20 protein-coding genes are annotated in these 18,120 nt (G+C 67.6%); 12 read left to right on the top strand and 8 right to left on the bottom strand.

Going from position 1 to position 18,120, the window contains the following annotated elements:
* Positions 1 to 41: 41 nt before the first annotated feature.
* A complete protein-coding gene (locus N8I71_RS19785) occupies positions 42 to 824 on the top strand; it encodes an NAD(P)H-dependent oxidoreductase (protein ID WP_262879768.1) in 783 nt (260 codons plus the stop codon).
* On the opposite strand, the gene argC is transcribed toward N8I71_RS19785, so the two are convergent.
* Positions 821 to 1,726 carry an N-acetyl-gamma-glutamyl-phosphate reductase gene (argC, locus tag N8I71_RS19780; protein ID WP_262879767.1) on the bottom strand — a complete coding sequence of 302 codons (906 nt, stop codon included), beginning with the start codon at positions 1,724 to 1,726 and terminating at the stop codon, positions 821 to 823. The genes N8I71_RS19785 and argC overlap by 4 nt on opposite strands.
* A gap of 91 nt (positions 1,727 to 1,817) precedes the next feature.
* Positions 1,818 to 2,252 (bottom strand): thermonuclease family protein, encoded by a 435-nt coding sequence (locus N8I71_RS19775; RefSeq protein WP_262879766.1) that lies wholly within the window; start codon positions 2,250 to 2,252, stop codon positions 1,818 to 1,820.
* Positions 2,253 to 2,582: 330 nt separating this feature from the next.
* On the opposite strand from N8I71_RS19775, the gene era reads away from it, so the two are divergent.
* Positions 2,583 to 3,488 (top strand): GTPase Era, encoded by a 906-nt coding sequence (gene era, locus N8I71_RS19770; protein ID WP_262879765.1) that lies wholly within the window; start codon positions 2,583 to 2,585, stop codon positions 3,486 to 3,488.
* Positions 3,489 to 3,491: 3 nt separating this feature from the next.
* Positions 3,492 to 3,827, top strand: coding sequence for a DUF1491 family protein (locus N8I71_RS19765; protein ID WP_262879764.1), 336 nt, complete (start codon positions 3,492 to 3,494; stop codon positions 3,825 to 3,827).
* Here the strand turns inward: N8I71_RS19765 and N8I71_RS19760 are convergent.
* Positions 3,824 to 4,441: a Pr6Pr family membrane protein gene (locus tag N8I71_RS19760; RefSeq protein WP_262879763.1), complete on the bottom strand. Its 618-nt coding sequence runs from the start codon at positions 4,439 to 4,441 to the stop codon at positions 3,824 to 3,826. The genes N8I71_RS19765 and N8I71_RS19760 overlap by 4 nt on opposite strands.
* A gap of 64 nt (positions 4,442 to 4,505) precedes the next feature.
* Between N8I71_RS19760 and recO the strand changes: the two genes are divergently transcribed.
* Positions 4,506 to 5,240 (top strand): DNA repair protein RecO, encoded by a 735-nt coding sequence (gene recO, locus N8I71_RS19755; RefSeq protein ID WP_262879772.1) that lies wholly within the window; start codon positions 4,506 to 4,508, stop codon positions 5,238 to 5,240.
* Here the strand turns inward: recO and thpR are convergent.
* The 3 genes from thpR to N8I71_RS19740 all read right to left on the bottom strand — a co-directional run bounded on the left by thpR (position 5,225) and on the right by N8I71_RS19740 (position 8,554).
* Positions 5,225 to 5,761 (bottom strand): RNA 2',3'-cyclic phosphodiesterase, encoded by a 537-nt coding sequence (gene thpR, locus N8I71_RS19750; protein ID WP_262879762.1) that lies wholly within the window; start codon positions 5,759 to 5,761, stop codon positions 5,225 to 5,227. The two genes, recO and thpR, sit on opposite strands and share 16 nt — an antisense overlap.
* 1 nt (position 5,762) lies before the next feature.
* Positions 5,763 to 6,770, bottom strand: coding sequence for an NAD-dependent epimerase/dehydratase family protein (locus N8I71_RS19745; RefSeq protein WP_262879761.1), 1,008 nt, complete (start codon positions 6,768 to 6,770; stop codon positions 5,763 to 5,765).
* A 98-nt stretch (positions 6,771 to 6,868) separates the two neighbouring features.
* Positions 6,869 to 8,554, bottom strand: coding sequence for an acyl-CoA dehydrogenase family protein (locus N8I71_RS19740; protein WP_262879760.1), 1,686 nt, complete (start codon positions 8,552 to 8,554; stop codon positions 6,869 to 6,871).
* Positions 8,555 to 8,730: 176 nt separating this feature from the next.
* Here N8I71_RS19740 and N8I71_RS19735 point away from each other — a divergent pair, with 176 nt between their 5' ends.
* Positions 8,731 to 9,504: a sulfite exporter TauE/SafE family protein gene (locus N8I71_RS19735; RefSeq protein WP_262879759.1), complete on the top strand. Its 774-nt coding sequence runs from the start codon at positions 8,731 to 8,733 to the stop codon at positions 9,502 to 9,504.
* A 6-nt stretch (positions 9,505 to 9,510) separates the two neighbouring features.
* On the opposite strand, the gene N8I71_RS19730 is transcribed toward N8I71_RS19735, so the two are convergent.
* Positions 9,511 to 10,077, bottom strand: coding sequence for a DUF3859 domain-containing protein (locus N8I71_RS19730; RefSeq protein ID WP_262879758.1), 567 nt, complete (start codon positions 10,075 to 10,077; stop codon positions 9,511 to 9,513).
* Positions 10,078 to 10,473: 396 nt separating this feature from the next.
* Positions 10,474 to 12,072: a phosphoenolpyruvate carboxykinase gene (locus N8I71_RS19725; protein ID WP_262879757.1), complete on the bottom strand. Its 1,599-nt coding sequence runs from the start codon at positions 12,070 to 12,072 to the stop codon at positions 10,474 to 10,476.
* Between the two features lie 414 nt (positions 12,073 to 12,486).
* On the opposite strand from N8I71_RS19725, the gene N8I71_RS19720 reads away from it, so the two are divergent.
* The 7 genes from N8I71_RS19720 to N8I71_RS19690 are packed head-to-tail and all read left to right on the top strand — an operon-like array spanning position 12,487 to position 18,100.
* Positions 12,487 to 13,188 carry a response regulator transcription factor gene (locus N8I71_RS19720; protein WP_262879756.1) on the top strand — a complete coding sequence of 234 codons (702 nt, stop codon included), beginning with the start codon at positions 12,487 to 12,489 and terminating at the stop codon, positions 13,186 to 13,188.
* A gap of 30 nt (positions 13,189 to 13,218) precedes the next feature.
* Positions 13,219 to 14,925, top strand: a complete 1,707-nt coding sequence (locus tag N8I71_RS19715; protein ID WP_262879771.1) for a sensor histidine kinase — start codon at positions 13,219 to 13,221, stop codon at positions 14,923 to 14,925.
* Positions 14,926 to 14,936: 11 nt separating this feature from the next.
* Entirely contained in the window at positions 14,937 to 15,422 is a 486-nt protein-coding gene (locus N8I71_RS19710; RefSeq protein ID WP_262879755.1) for an HPr kinase/phosphorylase, read from the top strand.
* A 53-nt stretch (positions 15,423 to 15,475) separates the two neighbouring features.
* The gene (gene rapZ, locus N8I71_RS19705) at positions 15,476 to 16,408 is read left to right on the top strand and encodes an RNase adapter RapZ (protein WP_262879770.1); all 933 of its coding nucleotides are present in this window, start codon (positions 15,476 to 15,478) and stop codon (positions 16,406 to 16,408) included.
* A 47-nt stretch (positions 16,409 to 16,455) separates the two neighbouring features.
* Complete coding sequence (locus N8I71_RS19700) at positions 16,456 to 16,848, top strand: PTS sugar transporter subunit IIA (RefSeq protein WP_262879754.1); 393 nt, start codon at positions 16,456 to 16,458, stop codon at positions 16,846 to 16,848.
* The gene (locus N8I71_RS19695) at positions 16,845 to 17,129 is read left to right on the top strand and encodes an HPr family phosphocarrier protein (RefSeq protein ID WP_262879753.1); all 285 of its coding nucleotides are present in this window, start codon (positions 16,845 to 16,847) and stop codon (positions 17,127 to 17,129) included. The genes N8I71_RS19700 and N8I71_RS19695 overlap by 4 nt, the downstream gene beginning before the upstream one ends.
* Before the next feature lie 44 nt (positions 17,130 to 17,173).
* The gene (locus N8I71_RS19690) at positions 17,174 to 18,100 is read left to right on the top strand and encodes a lysophospholipid acyltransferase family protein (protein WP_406676356.1); all 927 of its coding nucleotides are present in this window, start codon (positions 17,174 to 17,176) and stop codon (positions 18,098 to 18,100) included.
* The last annotated feature ends 20 nt before the right edge of the window (positions 18,101 to 18,120 follow it).

The following is an 18,120-nucleotide window of genomic DNA, read 5'->3' as shown; positions in this document are numbered from 1 at the left end:
GGGGCGCTGCCCCCCGGACCCCCCCGCGTATTTGGAGAAAGATGAAGATGCAGGATGACAGCGGGGGCGGCACGTGCCTGATCGTTCTGGCCCATCCAGAGGCAAGGTCGTTCTGCGGCGCCTGGGCCGAGGCGAGCGCGGCCGGGGCGGAGGCGGCCGGCGCGCGTGTCCTGTGGTCGGATCTCTGCGCGATGGGGTTCGACCCGGTCGAGGGGCAGGGGCACTATCCGGGGCTGGAGGGCCGTTTCGACCCGCTGAAGGCGCAGGGGGCCGCGGCGGAGAAGGGCCGGATGCCGGCGGATGTCGCGGCCGAGGTGGAGAAGATCGAGGCGGCGGACGTCATCGTGTTCCATTTCCCGCTCTGGTGGTTCGGGCCACCCGCGATCCTGAAGGGATGGCTCGACCGCTGTCTCGTGCACGGGCGGATCCATGACGTCGATCACCGGTTCGACGCCGGGCGCATGCGGGGCAAGCGCGCGCTTTTCTGCGTGAGCACGGGTGCGAAGGCCTCCGAGAGCGGACCGGGCGGCAAGGAAGGGGAGACACGTCTCCTGCTCTGGCCGTTGGCCTACACGCTGCGCTACTGCGGCTTCGACGTGGCCGAGCCGCTGCTGGTCCATGGCGTTCACGGCTACTTCACGGGCGCGGAGGAGGCGGCGCTGGAGGAACGGCTGTCGGGCGTGCTGGCGGCGCAGGCGGGCATGATCGCCGGGCTCTCCGGAAGGGCGCTCATGTCCTTCAACGCCGATGCGGACTTCGACGACGAAGGACGGCTGAAGCCCGGCGCGCCGAGCCACTCGCCCTTCATCCGTCGAGCGGACTAGGCGGTGTCGAGACCGAGCATGATGTCGAGGTTCTGAACCGCCGCGCCCGAAGCGCCCTTGCCGAGATTGTCGAGCACCGCGATCAGGACGGTCGCGCCGGTGGCCGGATCGCCGTCCACGGTCAGCTGCATGCGGTTGGTGCCGTTCAGGCGCTGGGGGTCGATGCGGTCGCCAAGCTCTGCACGTTCGACCACCTCGACGCTCCCGCCCGCGGCGTAGTGCGCCTGCAGGGCGGCGAAGGCGGCGGCGGGGCCCCCGGTGGCTAGGTGGAGCGGGACCTGCACGATCATGCCCTGCGCGAAGTGGCCGACTTGCGGCACGAAGATCGGCTTCCGCGTCATGCCGGTATGGGCGACGATCTCGGGCAGGTGCTTGTGCTTCTGCGAGGTGCCGTAGACGAAACCGCCCGAGACGGTGCCGCCTTCGAACTCGGCGATCATCGACTTGCCGCCCCCGGTATACCCCGAGAGCGCGTTGATCGTGACGGGATGATCGGGCGCGATCATCCCTGCATCGATCAGCGGCCGGATCAGCGCGATGGCACCGGTGGAGTAGCAGCCGGGGTTCGACACGCGCTTGGCGCCGGCGATCCGCGCCCGCTGTCCCGGGGCCATCTCGGCGAAGCCGAAGACCCAGTCGGGGTCGATGCGGTGCGCGGTGGAGGCGTCGATCACCCGCACCGGCATTTCCGCCAGGTCGGGCGTGATCTCGTGCACCGCGGCATCGGGCAGGCAGAGGATGGCGACATCGGCCTCGCCGAAGGCGCCGATCCGGGCCAGCCGCGATTTCCGGTGTTCCTCCGGAAGCGAGATCAGCGTGATGTCCGGACGGTTCTCGAGGCGCGCGCGGATCTGCAGACCCGTCGTTCCAACCTCGCCGTCGATGAACACCTTCGCTGTCATGGCTCCGTTCCCTGATGGTGTGGACGCGCCCGACTACCCCCGAATGGCCATGGCGTGCAACCGTTCCGTGCATCCGGCCTGGGCTGGCCCTTCAACGCCCGAAGTCCTTCGGAGGCATCCGCCCCCTCTGCCGGGCATCCGCGCGCCAGAGCTTTCGCCGGATTCCGTCGGGTTCGAGGTGCAGGTAGCGGCCGCCGGAATACTTCGGCCAATCGATGGCGAGACCGACGCGCACCAGTTCCGCCGCGAGATCGCGTCCATCGGGGAGGAAACAGGATGCCACCAGCCTGCCATGCGACAACTCGACGGCGACATGGGCCGTCACGATCTGTCCCTTGCAGAGCGCGACCATCGCCCGTTTCGATTTCTCTCCCCAGGGATGGTCGAGTTCCGGCGCGTCGATCCCCGCGATCCGGATGCGGTACCTGTCGATCACGATGGTGTCCCCGTCGATGACATGGCATTTGCCCTTCAGCACCCGGGGGCGCGCGGTGGCGGGCGGTGCGTGGTCGACCGGACGGTGCACTCTCGGCGGCGTTGCCATGGGCGGCGGGACGGGTTGGGGCACATCGTGGAGGTCCGGACGCCGAGGGGGCGCGGGCTTCGCAACGGCGGCAGACCTGTCGAATGACATCGGTCGGCCGGACCGGACCGATGGGCTTGGCCCGAAGGCCCGCAGCAAGGTTCGCATGAATCGCATGACGGGTTCATTGGAAACCCCGCCTTTGGGGCAGGATTGAGCCATGCGCGACCCGGGCGCGGCGACCTTGTGGTATCCGGTCCGGTAGCTCTGTCTCTGGTATTGCCCCGCCGGGAAGCCTATTGAACGTCAATTCCAAACCCCGAGGTTCGCCCAATGACCACCCGCGCCGGTTTCATCGCCCTGATCGGAGAGCCCAATGCGGGCAAGTCGACGCTGCTGAACCGGATGGTCGGCGCGAAGGTCTCGATCGTCACGCACAAGGTGCAGACCACGCGGACGCGGATCCGGGGCGTGGCCATGGAGGGAGGGAGCCAGCTTGTCTTCGTCGATACGCCCGGTCTCTTCCGTCCGCGCCGCAGGCTCGACCGCGCGATGGTCGCCGCGGCCTGGGGCGGGGCGGCGGATGCCGATGTTGTCGTCCTCCTGATCGAGGCGCATCGCGGGCTGACCGACGGGGTGCAGGCGATCCTCGAGGCGCTGGGCGAGAAGGCGAAGGGGCGGCGCGTGGCGCTGGCCATCAACAAGATCGACCGGGTCGAGGCGAAGCAGCTTCTGGCGCTGACCGAGAAGATGAATGCGGCCTATCCCTTCGAGAAGACCTTCATGATCTCGGCCGAGAAGGGCTATGGCGTGGACGATCTGCGGGAATGGCTGGCCGCTGCGGTGCCGGAGGGGCCCTGGCTCTATCCAGAGGACCAGATCGCGGACCTGCCGCTGCGGATGATCGCCGCCGAGATGACGCGCGAGAAGCTGACGCTGAGGCTTCACCAGGAACTGCCCTACCAGCTGACTGTCGAGACGGAGAACTGGGAGGAGCGCGAGGACGGCTCGGTTCGCATCGACCAGGTCGTCTACGTGGCACGGGACGGGCACAAGGGTATCCTGCTCGGCAAGGGCGGCGAGACGATCAAGGCCGTTTCCAAGGCATCGCGGGAAGAGCTCGAGGCCTTCCTCGAGCGCCGCGTCCACCTGTTCCTGCAGGTCAAGGTGCGGCCGAACTGGCTGGAGGAGGCCGAGCGCTATTCCGAGATGGGCCTAGACTTCCGCGACGGGAACTGACGCTTGGCGCGGCTGACGGCGGATTTCTGGGTTCAGGCCTACCTCGCGCGGCTCAGGCTTGCCGATATTCCGGCTTTTCTGGTGGCGCGGGGCGATGCGACGGCGGGTGCGGTGCTGGTCAAGCAGGCGACGCTCGATGGCCGGGCGCGGGCGTTTCAGCGGAGCTTCGATCCGATGACCGGCGCGCGGACCTGGATGGTGCTGGCGGAGGGGGACGAGGCGGACGTGGACGCCGTCATCGCCCGGCAACGGGAATTCGACCCCGACCTCTGGGTGATCGAGGTGGAGGACCGCGCGGGGCGTCACCTGCTGGACGAACCCGGGCTCGACCAGGACTAGCGGTCCGTGAAGCGGCCGATCCCGATCATCCCGACACCGCCGAGGAGCACGACCACGAGCAGCGTCCCGAGCGTCGCCACGACCGGCCACGGCCCGGCGATGGTGGGATCCATGAACGGGTAGGGATAGACGTCGTCCACGGTCCCCAGGCCCAGCGCGTAGGCGGTATAGACCGAGGGCCAGACCACGAAGGCGGGAAGATCCGCCCAGATGAGCGACGTCTTCGGCGCATACCAGAGCCACCAGAGCAGCACCGAGACCGGCACGAGGACATGCAGGCCGATATCGGCGAGACGGCCGATGCCGGTCGGGTTCCAGAGATCTGCCAGCATGACCTGGTAGACCGCCCCGGTGATGACGATGGACAGGGTCAGCGCCGCCAGAAGCGGCGCACTCAGCCCTCGTGTCCGGCTGAAGGCGGCGGCGCAGAAGGCGATCACGATGAGCCCGTTCGTCAGGATGGTGAAGTAGCGCAGCATCTCGATCAGCGTCACGAGCGGCCCCGTGCCCCGGAACCCCATCAGGTAGACCCATTGCGCCACGAGCGACGCCGCCGCCAGCGCGGCGATGGCAAGCGCCTGTCGGCGCGCGATGCGGGGCAGGACCGGGAACATGCGCGCGAGCCTGCCATGGCCCCGCGACATGGACAAGGCGCTGCCCCGGCCCGATAGTCCGGCCATGGAATGGCGCGAGGACGGGATCCTGCTGGCGGTGCGGCGGCACGGCGAGAGTGCCGCGATCCTCGAGGTCTTCACCGCGGGGCATGGCCGGCATGTGGGTGTCGTGCCTGGCGGTGCCTCCCGCAAGATGGCTCCGGTTCTTCAGCCGGGCGCGCAGCTCGACGCGACCTGGCGGGCCCGGCTTTCGGAGCATATCGGCAGTTTTCGGGTCGAACCGCGGGCCTCGCGCGCGGCCGACGTGATGGACGACCGGCTGGCGCTGGCGGGTTTGGGATCGGTCTGCGCGCTTCTGTCCTTCAGCCTGCCCGAACGCGCACCCTATCCCGCGCTCTATGCAAGGACGCTGGCGCTTCTGGACGGGCTCGGCGCCGAGCGCTGGGCGGAGGCCTATCTCGGCTGGGAGGTGGCGCTTCTGTCGGAAATGGGCTTCGGGCTGGACCTCGAACGATGCGTCGTGACGGGGTCATCCGAGGGGCTGGCCTATGTCTCGCCGCGGACCGGGCGGGCCGTGTCGCGGGAGGGCGCGGGGGAATATGCGGACCGGCTCCTGCCGTTTCCGCCCTGCCTTGCCGGGGAGCCGGCGCGCGAACTCGCCGACGTCGTGGCGGCGCTGCGCACGACCGGGCATTTCCTCGAGTCGCATCTCGCGCCGTCGCTTGGGGACCGTCCGCTTCCGCCCGCGCGGGCGCGCTTCGCGGATCTTCTGGCGCGGCGGGCTCAACCCACCGGGTAGCGTGCCAGCTCGTCGTGCCGCGCGCCTGCGGGGCCGAGTGTCGAGGCGTAGAGCACGAGGTCGCGCGCGACGAAGCCGGGGATCTCCACCGGCATCCCCAGCGCCAAGGCCATCCGGTCGCGCGCCTCGCCCTTCGGCTGACGGTTGGCGCGCATCAGCGTGACATGCGGGCGAAAGCGGCGGCGCGGCAGGTCCGCACCGGCCAGGCGCGCGATCCGCTCCACCTTGGACTGAAGCGCGGCAAGATCGGGATCGGGGCGCACCTCCGCAAAGATCAGGCCCCGTTCCATCTCGGCGAAGGTGCCAAGCCCCAAGAAGTCGACGCGTGCGGGCGGCAGGCGGATGGCCGACAACTCCTCGTCGAGCGCGGTCAGAACCGTCTCGGGCACGTCGCCGAGGAAGGCCAGGGTCAGGTGCAGGTTCTCCTCCGGCACGGCCCGGCCCGTTGGCAGGCGCGACTGCACCCTTGCCATCGCGTCGGCGGTGTCCTCGGGGACCGTGAGCGCGAGGAAGGCGCGCATCTCAGTCCCTTGCAAGCACCGCGTCGGCCGCCTGGTCGATCGCGGCCAGCGGCGCGGTGAAGTCGATGCCGAGCACCTCGCGCGCCTTGGTGTTGTCGAACGTCGGCGCGGTTCCCACCGAGGGCAGGATGCCCCGCACCGAAGGGTCGAACAGGCCGAAAACCCGCAGGAGCGGCTTTGGCGCGATCCGCGTGGCGATGCCTCGGTCGGGGAAGCGCGCGGCGAGGTGCTGGGCGATCCGGGGCATGGTCATGGTGCCGTTCGACCCGATGAACCGGTGGCCGATGCTTTCGGGCCGTTCCAGCGCGGCGAGGTGCATGGCCGAGATATCGGCGACATCGACCACGCCAAAGCCGACATCGGGCACCATCGGGTCCTTGCCGCTAAGGATGCGTTCGATCAGCGCAAGCGAAGTGCCGTAGTGACGGTCCAGCGGCGCGCCCAGAACCAGCGCGGGGTTGATCGTGGTCAGACGCATGTCCGGGTGTCGCGCCACGAAGTCCCAGGCCGCGCGCTCGGCCAGCGTCTTCGACTTGTAGTAGGCGGTGGCCTTGGGGTGGGCGGTGTCGGTCCAGTCCTCCTCGGTGAAGGCCCCCCTCTTGTCGCGCGCCTCGATCGCCACGACCGAGGAGGTGAGGACTACGCGGGTCACGCCCGCGGCCCCGGCCGCCCCGAGGGCGCGCAGTGTGCCGTCGACGGCCGGGCGGATGATCGCATTCTCGTCCCGTGGCTGGGACATCGGGAAGGGCGAAGCGGTATGCACAAGCGCGTCGGCCCCTTCCATCGCCTCGCGCCACCCGTCGTCCTTTGCGAGGTCGGCCTCGGCGAAGCTCAGCCGGTCGAGCGCCGCCGGATCGGACAGCCGCGGGCGAAGCGCATCGCGCACCTCGTCGGCGCGGGTTGCATTGCGAAGGGTGCCTCGGACGGTGTGCCCGGCCTCGAGAAGGTCGAGCGCGATGCGCTTTGCGATGAACCCGGTGACACCGGTGAGGACGACGAGTTGCGACATGGGCGGCTCCTGTTGCAGTTGCCGACCATATGGTTGACGATCTGACACTATCAAGAAAAAATGTCAGATCAAAAAAGAACCCGTCCGGATCCCGAAAGTCAGCCCAGAAGACGCCGCGCGATCACCTGCGCCTGGATCTCTGCGGCACCTTCGAAGATGTTGAGGATCCGGGCATCGCACAGGATGCGGGAGATCGTGTATTCGAGCGCGAAACCGTTGCCGCCATGGATCTGCAGCGCATTGTCGGCGCAGGCCCAGGCGACGCGGGCGCCCAGAAGCTTCGCCATCCCGGCCTCGAGGTCGCAGCGGCGGTCGTGGTCCTTCTCCCAGGCCGAGAAATACGTCAGCTGCCGGGCGACCATGATCTCGACCGCCATCATGGCGAGCTTGCCCGATACACGCGGGAACTCGATCAGGGCCTTGCCGAACTGCTTGCGGTCCTGGGCGTATTTCATGCCCTCGTCCAGCGCCGACTGCGCGACGCCGATGGCGCGCGCCGCCGTCTGGATGCGGGCGCTTTCGAAGGTTTGCATGAGCTGCTTGAAGCCCTGCCCCTCTTCACCGCCGAGGAGGTTCTCGCCCTTCACCTTGAAGTCGTCGAAGTTGACCGTGTATTCCTTCATCCCCCGGTACCCGAGGACCTCGATCTCGCCGCCCGAGATGCCCGGATCCTGCCACGGCGCCTCGTCCGTGCCGGGCGTCTTTTCCGCCAGGAACATGGACAGGCCGCGATAGTCGGTCGTGTCGGGGATCGTGCGCGCGAGCACGGTCATCACGTGGGTCCGCGCTGCATGGGTGATCCAGGTCTTGTTGCCGTTCAGGATCCAGTCGCCGTTCTCGTCCTTCACCGCCCTCGTGCGCAGGCTGCCGAGGTCGGAGCCGGTGTTGGGCTCGGTGAAGACGGCCGTCGGAAGGATTTCCCCGCTGGCGAGGCCCGGAAGCCACTTCTGCTTCTGTTCATCGGTGCCGCCCGCAAGGATCAGCTCCGCCGCGATTTCCGACCGAGTCCCGAGCGAGCCCACGCCGATATAGCCGCGCGACAGTTCCTCGGATACGACGCACATCGAGGCCTTCGACAGGCCGAAGCCGCCGAATTCCTCGGGGATCGTCAGGCCGAAGACGCCCATCTCGGCCAGTTCCTCGATCACCTCCATCGGGATCAGCTCGTCCTTGAGGTGCCATTCATGCGCCTCGGGGATTACGCGATCGACCGAGTAGCGGCGGAACTGCTCGCGGATCATCTCCAGCTCGTCCTCGAGCCCGGTCGCGCCCACGGTGATCTCGGCCGACCGCTCCTGCATCAGCTCGACAAGGCGGGTGCGGGCCGCCTGCGTGTTGCCGGATGCGGTCAGGGTCATGACCTCGGTCGTCATCAGCCCGCGCTGATCCTCCTGGGTCAGGCCCATGTCCTGCGGGCGCAGAATCTCGCCCTGGCTCATCGGGATGCCGCCGTAAATCTGCCAGAGATACTCGCCGAAGGCGATCTGGAGGATCAGTTGCTCGACCTCGCCGAACTTGCCGGCCTCCTCGAGGCGTCCGGCCCAGGCCCGCATCTGGCGCAGCGCTTCGACATAGGTGGCGAGCCACGCGAGCCCATGCGCGGCCGTCTGGTTCGCCTCCAGAAGCTTGCCCGAGATGCGGCCGTCCTCGCTCAGATCTGCGCGCAGGCGCGTCGTCGCGGTGGCCAGCAATGCCTCGGCGGGCGCGACGGCCGCCCCTGTCAGGGTCATCAGATCCGGCAGGATCACGGGGCTGTCGGGGAGCGGCTGTCCATCATGGGGCATCGTCGGTCTCCTTCGCTCTGGGCTCTGTCTCACGGTCACCGGGGGACTTAGTGCCTTTGCAGGTGCAGCGCAACAAAAATGCCGTGATCTGTTGCCCGGCGCATGAAAGTGTCGCGGCGCTTTTTGCGCTGCAGCGCGCCTTCACTCGGGATATGGAGCGGGGGAAAGGGTCGACCATGCTTCAGGACAGTCTTGCGCTCATGCCGCTCTGGGCCTTCGTGGCGGCGCTCGGCGTCACGCTCGTTGCTGGCTTCGTGAAGGGTGCCGTCGGCTTCGCGATGCCGCTGATCATGATCTCGGGGCTGTCCCTGGTCATGGACCCGCTGGTCGCCGTGGCGGGCGTGATCCTGCCCGCGGCGTTTTCGAACCTGTTGCAGGCAATGCGCTTCGGGCCCGAGGAGGTCCGGAACACCCTGCGCGAATACTGGCGCTATATCCTGATCGTCTGCATCGCGATCGTCATCGTGGCGCAATTCGTCACCTCGATCGCGCCCCAGACTTTCTATCTCATCCTCGGCGTGCCGGTGGTGATCCTGTCGCTGATCCAGCTTGTCGGCCTGCGGTTCCACATTCCGCCTGCGAGGCGGCGGCTGGCTGAATGGGGCGTGGGCCTTCTGGCCGGGGCGCTCGGGGGGATGACCGGCACATGGGGGCCGCCGACGGTGCTTTACCTCATCGCGCTGGAAACACCGAAGGCCAAGCAGTTCCTCGTGCAGGGCGTGGTCTATGGCCTGGGCTCCGTCGCGCTTCTGGCCGGGCACATCCAGTCGGGTGTGCTGAACCTGACGACGCTGCCGTTCTCGGTGGCGCTCCTGGTTCCGGCGTTCCTCGGCATGCAGCTGGGCTTCCGCTTCTCGGACCGGCTGAACCCGGAGGTGTTCCGCAGGGTGACGCTGATCGTCCTGGTGATTGCGGGGGCGAACCTCGTGCGGCGCGGACTGATGGGCTAGGCCCCGTCAGGAGGTGAAGCCACGCATGCACTCGGCCAGCACCGGGGCCGCCAGCTCGGGGGGCACCACCTCGAATTCGACGTGGAACAACTCCTTTTCGCCGGAATGGGCACTGAAGGTCCACGTACCCAGCACCAGTTCGCCGGGCACATCGAAGGAAAAGCCGGTGAGGCTGAAGTCCTCGCCGTCGAGACGCGTGGTCCAGCGCTCCACCTCGATGCCGCTGTCGGGGAAGGGCGGGTGGGTCACGGTGATCGTGACGGGATCGTGAATCACGCCGTCCGGCGCCCGGCTGAGCACGCCGAAGCCGATATCGAGCGCGGCAGGCACGACGGTTTGGGCGAAACGGATGCGCGGCAGGTCCGGGACGATGTTGATGACGCCGGAGGCGGTCTCGGGCGCCTCCTCGGTCCGCACCGGATCCTCGGCGCAGTAGACGCCGTAGACAAGCTCGGCGACCTGGTCGGGGTCGACCCGGATCGCACCGCCGGACGTATCCCCCTCGGCACCGGAGGGAGCGGCGGCAAGAGCGGTGGCCGTGGCAAGGATCAGTGCAGGCAGGATACGCGACATGGAACCGCCTCCGATGGGTCTGGCCATGGCGACAGTGTAGCAGTCACGCGTCGTCCGGCAACGCCTGCCCAGACCTCGGGCAGCGCGATGCGGGGCCTGACCGCCAGCGCATCGGGTTCTTCCCCGGCAAGAAAGCCGACGGGCGGCCTTTGTTCCAATCCTCTCGGCGCGCAGCACGGTGACATGGGTCGGGCTGCTGGATTTCCCCCCAACGTCAGCGTCGGACGCAGCGGACCGTGTGGACCTCGCGGGCAGGGGGCGGGTTCGTGCGCCATGGCAGGCGGGAAGGTTGCCAGTGCGACGGCAGTGGCAAGGATCGCTCGGGCGGTCGCGTTCACGAAAAAGGGTCTCCGGAATGCCTTCCCGGAGACCCTTTCATTCTTCCGTTACGGCGCCTCAGCCGATTGCGGCCGCCTTCACGTCGTCGGCGATGTAGGGCACGTATTGCGCGAAGTTGTCGGCGAACATGTTCACCAGTTTCTGCGCCTGCGCGTCGTACTCCTCGTTCACCGACCAGGTCTTGCGCGGGTCGAGAAGCACGTCGGCCACGCCCGGGCAGCTGACCGGAACCTCGAAGCCGAAATGCGGATCCTTCCGGAACTGGCCCGCGTTCAGCGTCCCGTCGAGCGCTGCGGTCAGCAGCGTTCGGGTCGAGCGGATCGGCATCCGGCTTCCGGTGCCGTAGGCGCCGCCGGTCCAGCCGGTGTTCACCAGCCAGCAGGTCGCGCCATGGTCGTTGATCTTCTGCTGCAGGAGTTGGCCGTAGACCTCGGGACGGCGCGGCATGAAGGGCGCGCCGAAGCAGGTCGAGAACGTGGGCTCGGGCTCGGTCACGCCGCGCTCGGTGCCCGCGACCTTCGAGGTGAAGCCCGACAGGAAGTGATACATCGCCTGCGCCGGCGTCAGCCGGGCGATGGGCGGCAGCACGCCGAACGCGTCGCAGGTCAGCATCACGATGTTCTTCGGATGCCCGGCCAGACCCGTGGCCGAGGCGTTCGCGATCTGCTCCAGCGGATAGGCGCAGCGGGTGTTGGCGGTGAGGCTGTCGTCGTCGAAGTCGAGTTCCAGCGTCTCGGGATCGTAGACCATGTTCTCGATCACGGTGCCGAAGGTGCGGGTCGTCGCGTAGATCTCGGGCTCGGCCTCCTCGCGGAGGTTGATCGTCTTGGCGTAGCAGCCGCCCTCGAAGTTGAAGATCCCGTTCTCCGACCAGCCATGTTCGTCGTCGCCGATCAGCGTGCGCTCGGGATCCGCCGAGAGCGTCGTCTTCCCGGTTCCCGACAGGCCGAAGAAGACCGCGGCGTCATCGGGGTCCCCGTTGGCGTGGTTGGCGGAGCAGTGCATCGCCATCACGCCCTTGCCGGGCAGGATGTAGTTCAGAAGCGTGAAGACCGACTTCTTGTTCTCGCCCGCGTATTCGGTGTTGGCGATGAGGATCAGCTTCTTGTCGAGGTTCAGCGCGATGACCGTGTCGGTGCGGCAGCCGTGGCGCGCCGGGTCCGCCTTGAAGCTCGGGCAGTTCACGATGGTGAATTCCGGCTCGAAACCGTCGAGTTCCGCGCGGGACGGCCGGCGCAGCAGGTGACGGATGAAGAGGTTGTGCCAGGCAAGCTCGGACACCACCCGGACGTCGAGCCGATGCTCGGGGTCGGCGCCGCCGTAGAGATCCTGGACGAAGTATTCGCCGCCCTTCATGTGCGCCAGCATGTCGGCATGCAGCCGATCGAAGGCGTCGGGCTCCATGGCGGCGTTGTTGTCCCACCAGATATCGTTCTCGACCGAGGGCGTCCGGACGATGAACTTGTCCTTCGGCGAGCGGCCGGTGAACTTGCCCGTCGAGACAAGAAGCGTCCCGCCCTGTCCGAGGCGGCCTTCGCCGCGCCGGAGCGCCGCGTCGATCAGGGCAGGTTCCAGCAGGTTGTAATGAACGGGACCGAGGCCGGTCATACCCTGATGTTCCAGCGTTCTCGCCGGGTTCACGCGTCCGTTCGTCATGCTTAAGCTCCTGAGGCCGGGATTGCGGCCGCCACGGTCAAAAGGGTTCAAAACAGCCGGTGCAGGATGCGCCGGCCCACAATGAATGGCCTATAACATGACGGTTTTGCATCTGAACAGGACGCTTTCGCACAGTTAGCGCAACCATTCTGAAATTTTCTTTCGTGCCGCCGCGCAAGGCTGCAGACCACGCTGAATTGTGGCGAAAAAGTGGCGCAATCGCGACCCCGCCTTGCCCGGCGCGGGGCCATTTCGCGACCGGGGCCCTGCAGGCTTCATTCGATCTTAAGGCAACAGCCACGAGCTTTTAAACTGTCCTGCCGCACGATTCGACAGTTTGAGATTGATTCTTGAACTCGATGAAACAACAATGCCCGAAAAAACAATATATTCGGGCAGCACAAGGAAACAGCGATGCCGAGGATTGCACTCGTCGATGACGACAGGAACATTCTGACGTCCGTTTCGATGACGCTCGAGGCCGAGGGCTTCGACGTCGAGACCTACAACGATGGCCAGTCGGCCCTCGACGCCTTCAACCGTCGCCTTCCCGATCTGGGCGTTTTCGACATCAAGATGCCGCGCATGGACGGCATGGACCTGCTGCAGCGCCTGCGCCAGAAGTCCAAGATGCCGGTGATCTTCCTGACCTCCAAGGATGACGAGATCGACGAGCTCATGGGCCTCCGGATGGGCGCCGACGACTACGTCAAGAAGCCCTTCTCGCAGCGTCTTCTGGTGGAACGCATCCGCTCGATCCTTCGCCGCCAGGAGGCGATCGCCTCCGACGCCGCCGGCACGCCGGAGGAAAGCGCGGTCATGGTCCGCGGCAATCTTTCGATGGACCCGCTGCGCCACGCCGTGACGTGGAAGGGCCGGGACGTGTCGCTGACCGTGACGGAGTTCCTGCTTCTCCAGGCGCTGGCGCAGCGCCCCGGCTTCGTGAAAAGCCGCGATCAGCTGATGGACGTCGCCTATGACGAACAGGTCTACGTGGACGACCGCACCATCGACAGTCACATCAAGCGCCTGCGCAAGAAGATGCGCGCGGTCGACGACGACTTTTCCGCCATCGAGACCCTTTACGGGATCGGTTACCGCTACAACGAGGAATAGGGGTCGACGTCCGTGCCGGCCGATCTGTCGATGACCAACCGGCGCGCCCGCGACCGGGCCGATATCGTCCTCGGTGAGGACTGGGATCGGCCCGCGGGCAGCGTCGAATCCGAGCTGCGCGCCGCCCGCCAGCGGCGCAGCATGTTCGCGCTGAACCGGTCTCCGCTGGCGCGCAAGATCATCATGTTCAACCTTCTGGCCATCGTGGTTCTGGTGGCCGGTGTGATGTATCTCAACCCGTTCCGCGACAGTCTCGTGCAGCAGCGCGAGCGCGCGCTGGCGATCGAGGCACAGCTGATCGCCGACGTGTTCGAGGCGAGCCTTCCGCGCAGTGCGCCGGCGAACCTTCTGACGGGCGACGGCATCGACCCGGCCGAAGTACTGGGCCGCATCGGTCTGGCCGATGGCGTGGAGGTCTACGTCTACGATCCCTCCGGTGCGCTGGTCGCCTCGACGCTGGATACCGCGCGCGGGCCTGCCCGGCCGGTGCGTGGACTGGAACGGCGCCCCGAGGAAACGCTTCTCATCACCGATTTCCTGAACGGCGTATGGGGCTTCCTGTCGAACCTCGTCGGCGCGGACCAGGCGACCGTCGCCACCGAGCCGCCCGAAGCACTTGCCCGTCGCCTCGTGGACGCGGCGCAGGAGGGGGCGACCGTGCTGCGCCGGAGCACCGGCGCCACCGGAACCGCCTTTGCCGCCGGCAGCCCGATCGAGGGTCCGGGCGGCGTCGTGGGCGTCGTCGTCGTCGCCACCGCGGCGGGCGAGATCGACCAGCTTGTCCGGGTGGAGCGGGAGCAGCTTCTGCAGATGTTCGTCGTGGCGCTTCTGGTGTCCATCGGTCTCAGCCTCGTGCTGGCCTCGACCATCGCCAACCCGCTGAGCGATCTTGCCGCCGCCGCCGAGCTCGGGCGCGATAAGAACGCCCGCAAGATGAGCCCGACGCGCGTCCGCATCCCCGACCTGACGGGGCGTCCCGACGAGATCGGGCGGCTCTCGGGCGCGCTGCGCGGCATGGTCTCGGCGCTCTACGACCGGATCGACGCGAACGAGCAGTTCGCCGCCGACGTCAGCCACGAGATCAAGAACCCGCTCGCCTCGCTCCGCTCCGCCGTGGGCACGATGCGCGTCGCCCGCACCGACGAGCAGCGCAATCGCCTGCTCGAAGTGATCGAGCACGACGTGCAGCGCCTCGACCGGCTGGTCAGCGACATCTCCAACGCGTCCCGCCTCGACAGCGAGCTGGTGAAGGAGGAGGAGGAGGAATTCGACCTCGTCCGCACGCTCACCAACCTTTCGCAGTATCACGGCGAGGAGGCGGCCAAGAAGGGCGTGGACTTCATCACCGACCTGCCGCCCGAGCCGATCCGCATCTCGGGTCTTGAGGGGCGGCTGGCGCAGGTCTTCGTCAACCTCCTGTCGAACGCGATCTCGTTTTGCGAGGAAGGCGACGCGGTCCGCCTCTGGACCCGGCGGCGAGAGAACCGCGTGCTGATCGTGGTGGAGGATACCGGCCCCGGCATCCCCGAGGAGGCGCTGACCAAGGTCTTCAACCGCTTCTACTCGGAGAGGCCGGTGAAGCAGTTCGGCAACCATTCCGGCCTCGGCCTCGCCATCTCCAAGCAGATCGTGGAGGCCCATGGCGGGGTGATCTGGGCCGAGAACATCCGCCCGACCGATCTCGACGTGGCGTCCGAGCCGCTTGGCGCCCGCTTCGTCGTCGGCCTGCCGATCTGATTGTCCGAACGATGTCCGCACCGGCGCCCGTCCCCCTGAGCGACTGGGCCTCGGCGACGGCGCATGGCCGTCTCTATATCCACGCCACCGGCGTCGCCCTCGACGGGCAGGGCGTGCTGATCCGCGGCGCATCGGGCAGTGGCAAGTCGCGGCTGGCGCTGGAGCTGATGACGCTGGGCGCAGACCTGATCGCCGATGACGGGCTGTGGATCGACACGGGCGAGGCGCCCGGGTCCGCGCCATTCCTCGAACGGCCCGACACCGCCACCGACACGATCGAGAGCCGGGGCGTCGGCCTGTTGCGCGCGGGCTCCATTTGCGGCCGGGCGCCACTGGCGCTTGCGGTCGATCTCGACCTGGCCGAACCGGCACGACTGCCGCCGCGACGCATGGTCACGACCGGTGAGGCCGAGAGAGCGTTGATCCTCGGGGCCGGCCACCCGACACTCGCGCCGGCCATCGTGCACATGATCCGCCACGGGAGGGCGGAACCGTGAACCAGCGGGACGGCAACGCGACAGGCGGCAGCAACGAGGATACCGGCGCACCGATGACCATCGACGAAAACGACGGCACGTCATGGCGCGCGGTCCGTCCGCGCGTCGTTTTCGTCACCGGCCCATCGGGTGCGGGACGCACCACCGCGATCAACGCGCTGGAGGATCTCGGGTTCGAGGCGATCGACAACCTGCCGCTCAGCCTGTTGCCGCGCCTTCTGGAAGGGCCGCCGCCCGAGCGGTCGCTCGCGCTTGGCACCGATGCGCGGAACCGCGATTTCTCGGCGACGCGGCTCGTAGCGGAATATGAACGCCTCGCGGCATTGCCAGAGCTCGAGGCGGACCTCCTCTATCTCGACTGCGACGCCGTTACCCTGCAGCGGCGCTATTCCGAGACCCGCCGCCGCCATCCGCTGGCCCCTGACGATGATCCGGCGAACGGCATCGCGCGCGAGCTGGACCTGCTGGCGCCTGTACGCTGCCGCGCTTCGGTCCTGCTCGACACCTCTACGCTGACCCCCCACGAGCTTCGGGCCGAGATGACGAAGCTCTTCGCACCGGACGGGGCGGCAGCGCTGTCGATCACGGTGACGTCGTTTTCCTACCGGCGCGGGCTGCCCACGGGGGCGGACCTCGTGTTCGACTGCCGCTTCCTGCGCAATCCGCACTGGGAGCCGTCGCTTCGGCCCTTCGACGGACGCGACGCCGCCGTGCGCGAATACATCGAGGCGGATCCGCGCCTCGCGACCTTCGAGGCCCAGGTCAAGGAAATGCTCGGCCTCCTGCTGCCGGCGTTCCGGGACGAGGGAAAGACCTATCTGACCGTCGCCTTCGGCTGCACCGGAGGCAAGCATCGCTCGGTCGCGCTGACCGAAATGCTCGCCTCGCACCTTGCAGAGGCCGGGTGGCAGGTGTCTAAGAGGCACAGGGAAGTGGAACAGCGGCGCCCCCCGGCAGTGTCCGGGGAGGGGCCGGGGCCCGGCTGAGGGGTGGGCCCGAGAGACAGATTTAGGGGATCGAGAGGCCTCGGAAGGTGATCGGGATCGTCATCGTCGCCCATGGGGGGCTCGCGGCCGAACTGAAGCGCGCGACGGAACATGTCGTGGGTGCCCAGGCCGCCATGGTCGCCATTCCAATCGGTCCGGAGGATGACCGCGCCGCCCGCACGGCCGAGATCTGCGATGCCGCCGACGCCGTGGACGATGGATCGGGCGTGGTGGTGGTGACCGACATGTACGGCGGCTCGCCCTCGAACCTCAGCCTGCGGGCCTGCCGCCCGTCGAACCGGCGAATCCTCACCGGGGTGAACCTGCCGATGATGATCAAGCTCGCCAAGTGCCGCCACCTCGGGGTGGACGAGGCCGTGGCCCGCGCCGCCGAGGCCGGTCGCCGCTACATCAACAGTTTCGACGGAGCGCCCGAATGAGCCACGCCGCGAACGTCACCCGCAGTCTGCAGATCGTGAACGTGAAGGGCCTCCACGCGCGCGCCGCCGCCCGTTTCGTCGAGGTCGTCGAGGATCACGACGCGCAGGCGACGGTGCGCCGCGACGGGCTGAGCGCCGCCGGAGATTCCATCATGGGGCTTTTGATGTTGGCAGCCTCCATGGGAACCACTATTGAAGTCGAGACCACCGGCCCGGAGGCGCAGACGCTTGCAGATGCGCTAGAGGCCCTTGTCGCCGACAGGTTCGGCGAAGAGACCTGAGGCGACCCGGGCCGCCGGACGAGGACGGCAAGGAACGAAGGCGCGTGACGGATACCAGCCAGCGAAACATCGCGGCCCCACGGTCGGCCATCCTGCCGGACAACAGGCAGAGCGTCTACGACCGCCGGTCGCTGACCTATGCCAACACGTTCCCAAATCCCTGGCTGCGCGGCACGATCAAGGCCATCGAATGGATGACCGGCAAGATCACCATCATCCGCCGGGTGCGCCAGTTCGAGCGGATGGGCGAATTCAAGGGGCAGGAGTTCTGGCCCGCAACGATGCGGGTGATGGGCATCGATCTCCAGACCCCGCAGCATCAGCTCGACCGCATTCCCTCCGAGGGGCCGGTTGTCTTCGTCGCCAACCATCCCCACGGACTCGTCGACGGGATGATCCTCGCCGATCTGATCGGTAGGCGGCGGCCGGACTACCGGATCCTCACGCGCGCGCTGCTGACCGGCCTGGACGAGAGCGCGGCGAGCTTCATGATCCCGGTGCCCTTCCCGCACGAGCCCGACGCCCAGGAGAAGATGCTGGCGATGCGCGCCGAAGCGATGGCGCACCTCAAGGACGGGGGGCTCATCGCGCTCTTTCCGTCGGGGACGGTGGCGGCCTCCGAGTCGATGTTCGGCCCGGCGATCGAGGGCGAGTGGAACGTCTTCACCGCCAAGATGATCCGCACCTCGGGCGCGACCATCGTGCCGTGCTTCTTCACCGGTTCGAATTCCCGCTGGTACCAGATCGCCAACCGGATCTCGCCCGTGCTGCGCCAGGGGCTTCTGATCCACGAGGTGGTGCACAGCTTCGACAAGCCGCAGGCCCCGATCATCGGCCCGCCGATCCCGCCCGAGGAATGGGAAGGACGCATCGCGCGTCCCCGTGAATTCATGGCCTGGCTGCGCGAGCGGACATTGTCGCTGCGCGATGCGCCCGACGGGGAAAGCCGCTCGGACGGGGACGCGACTTAAGAGGATCGCAACGAAATCGC

It is taken from the genome of Roseicyclus sediminis (assembly GCF_025515305.1).
Taxonomy (GTDB): domain Bacteria; phylum Pseudomonadota; class Alphaproteobacteria; order Rhodobacterales; family Rhodobacteraceae; genus Roseibacterium; species Roseibacterium sediminis.
The sequence above is the reverse complement of the archived record's forward strand: the minus strand, read 5'-3'. Positions and strand labels throughout refer to the sequence as shown.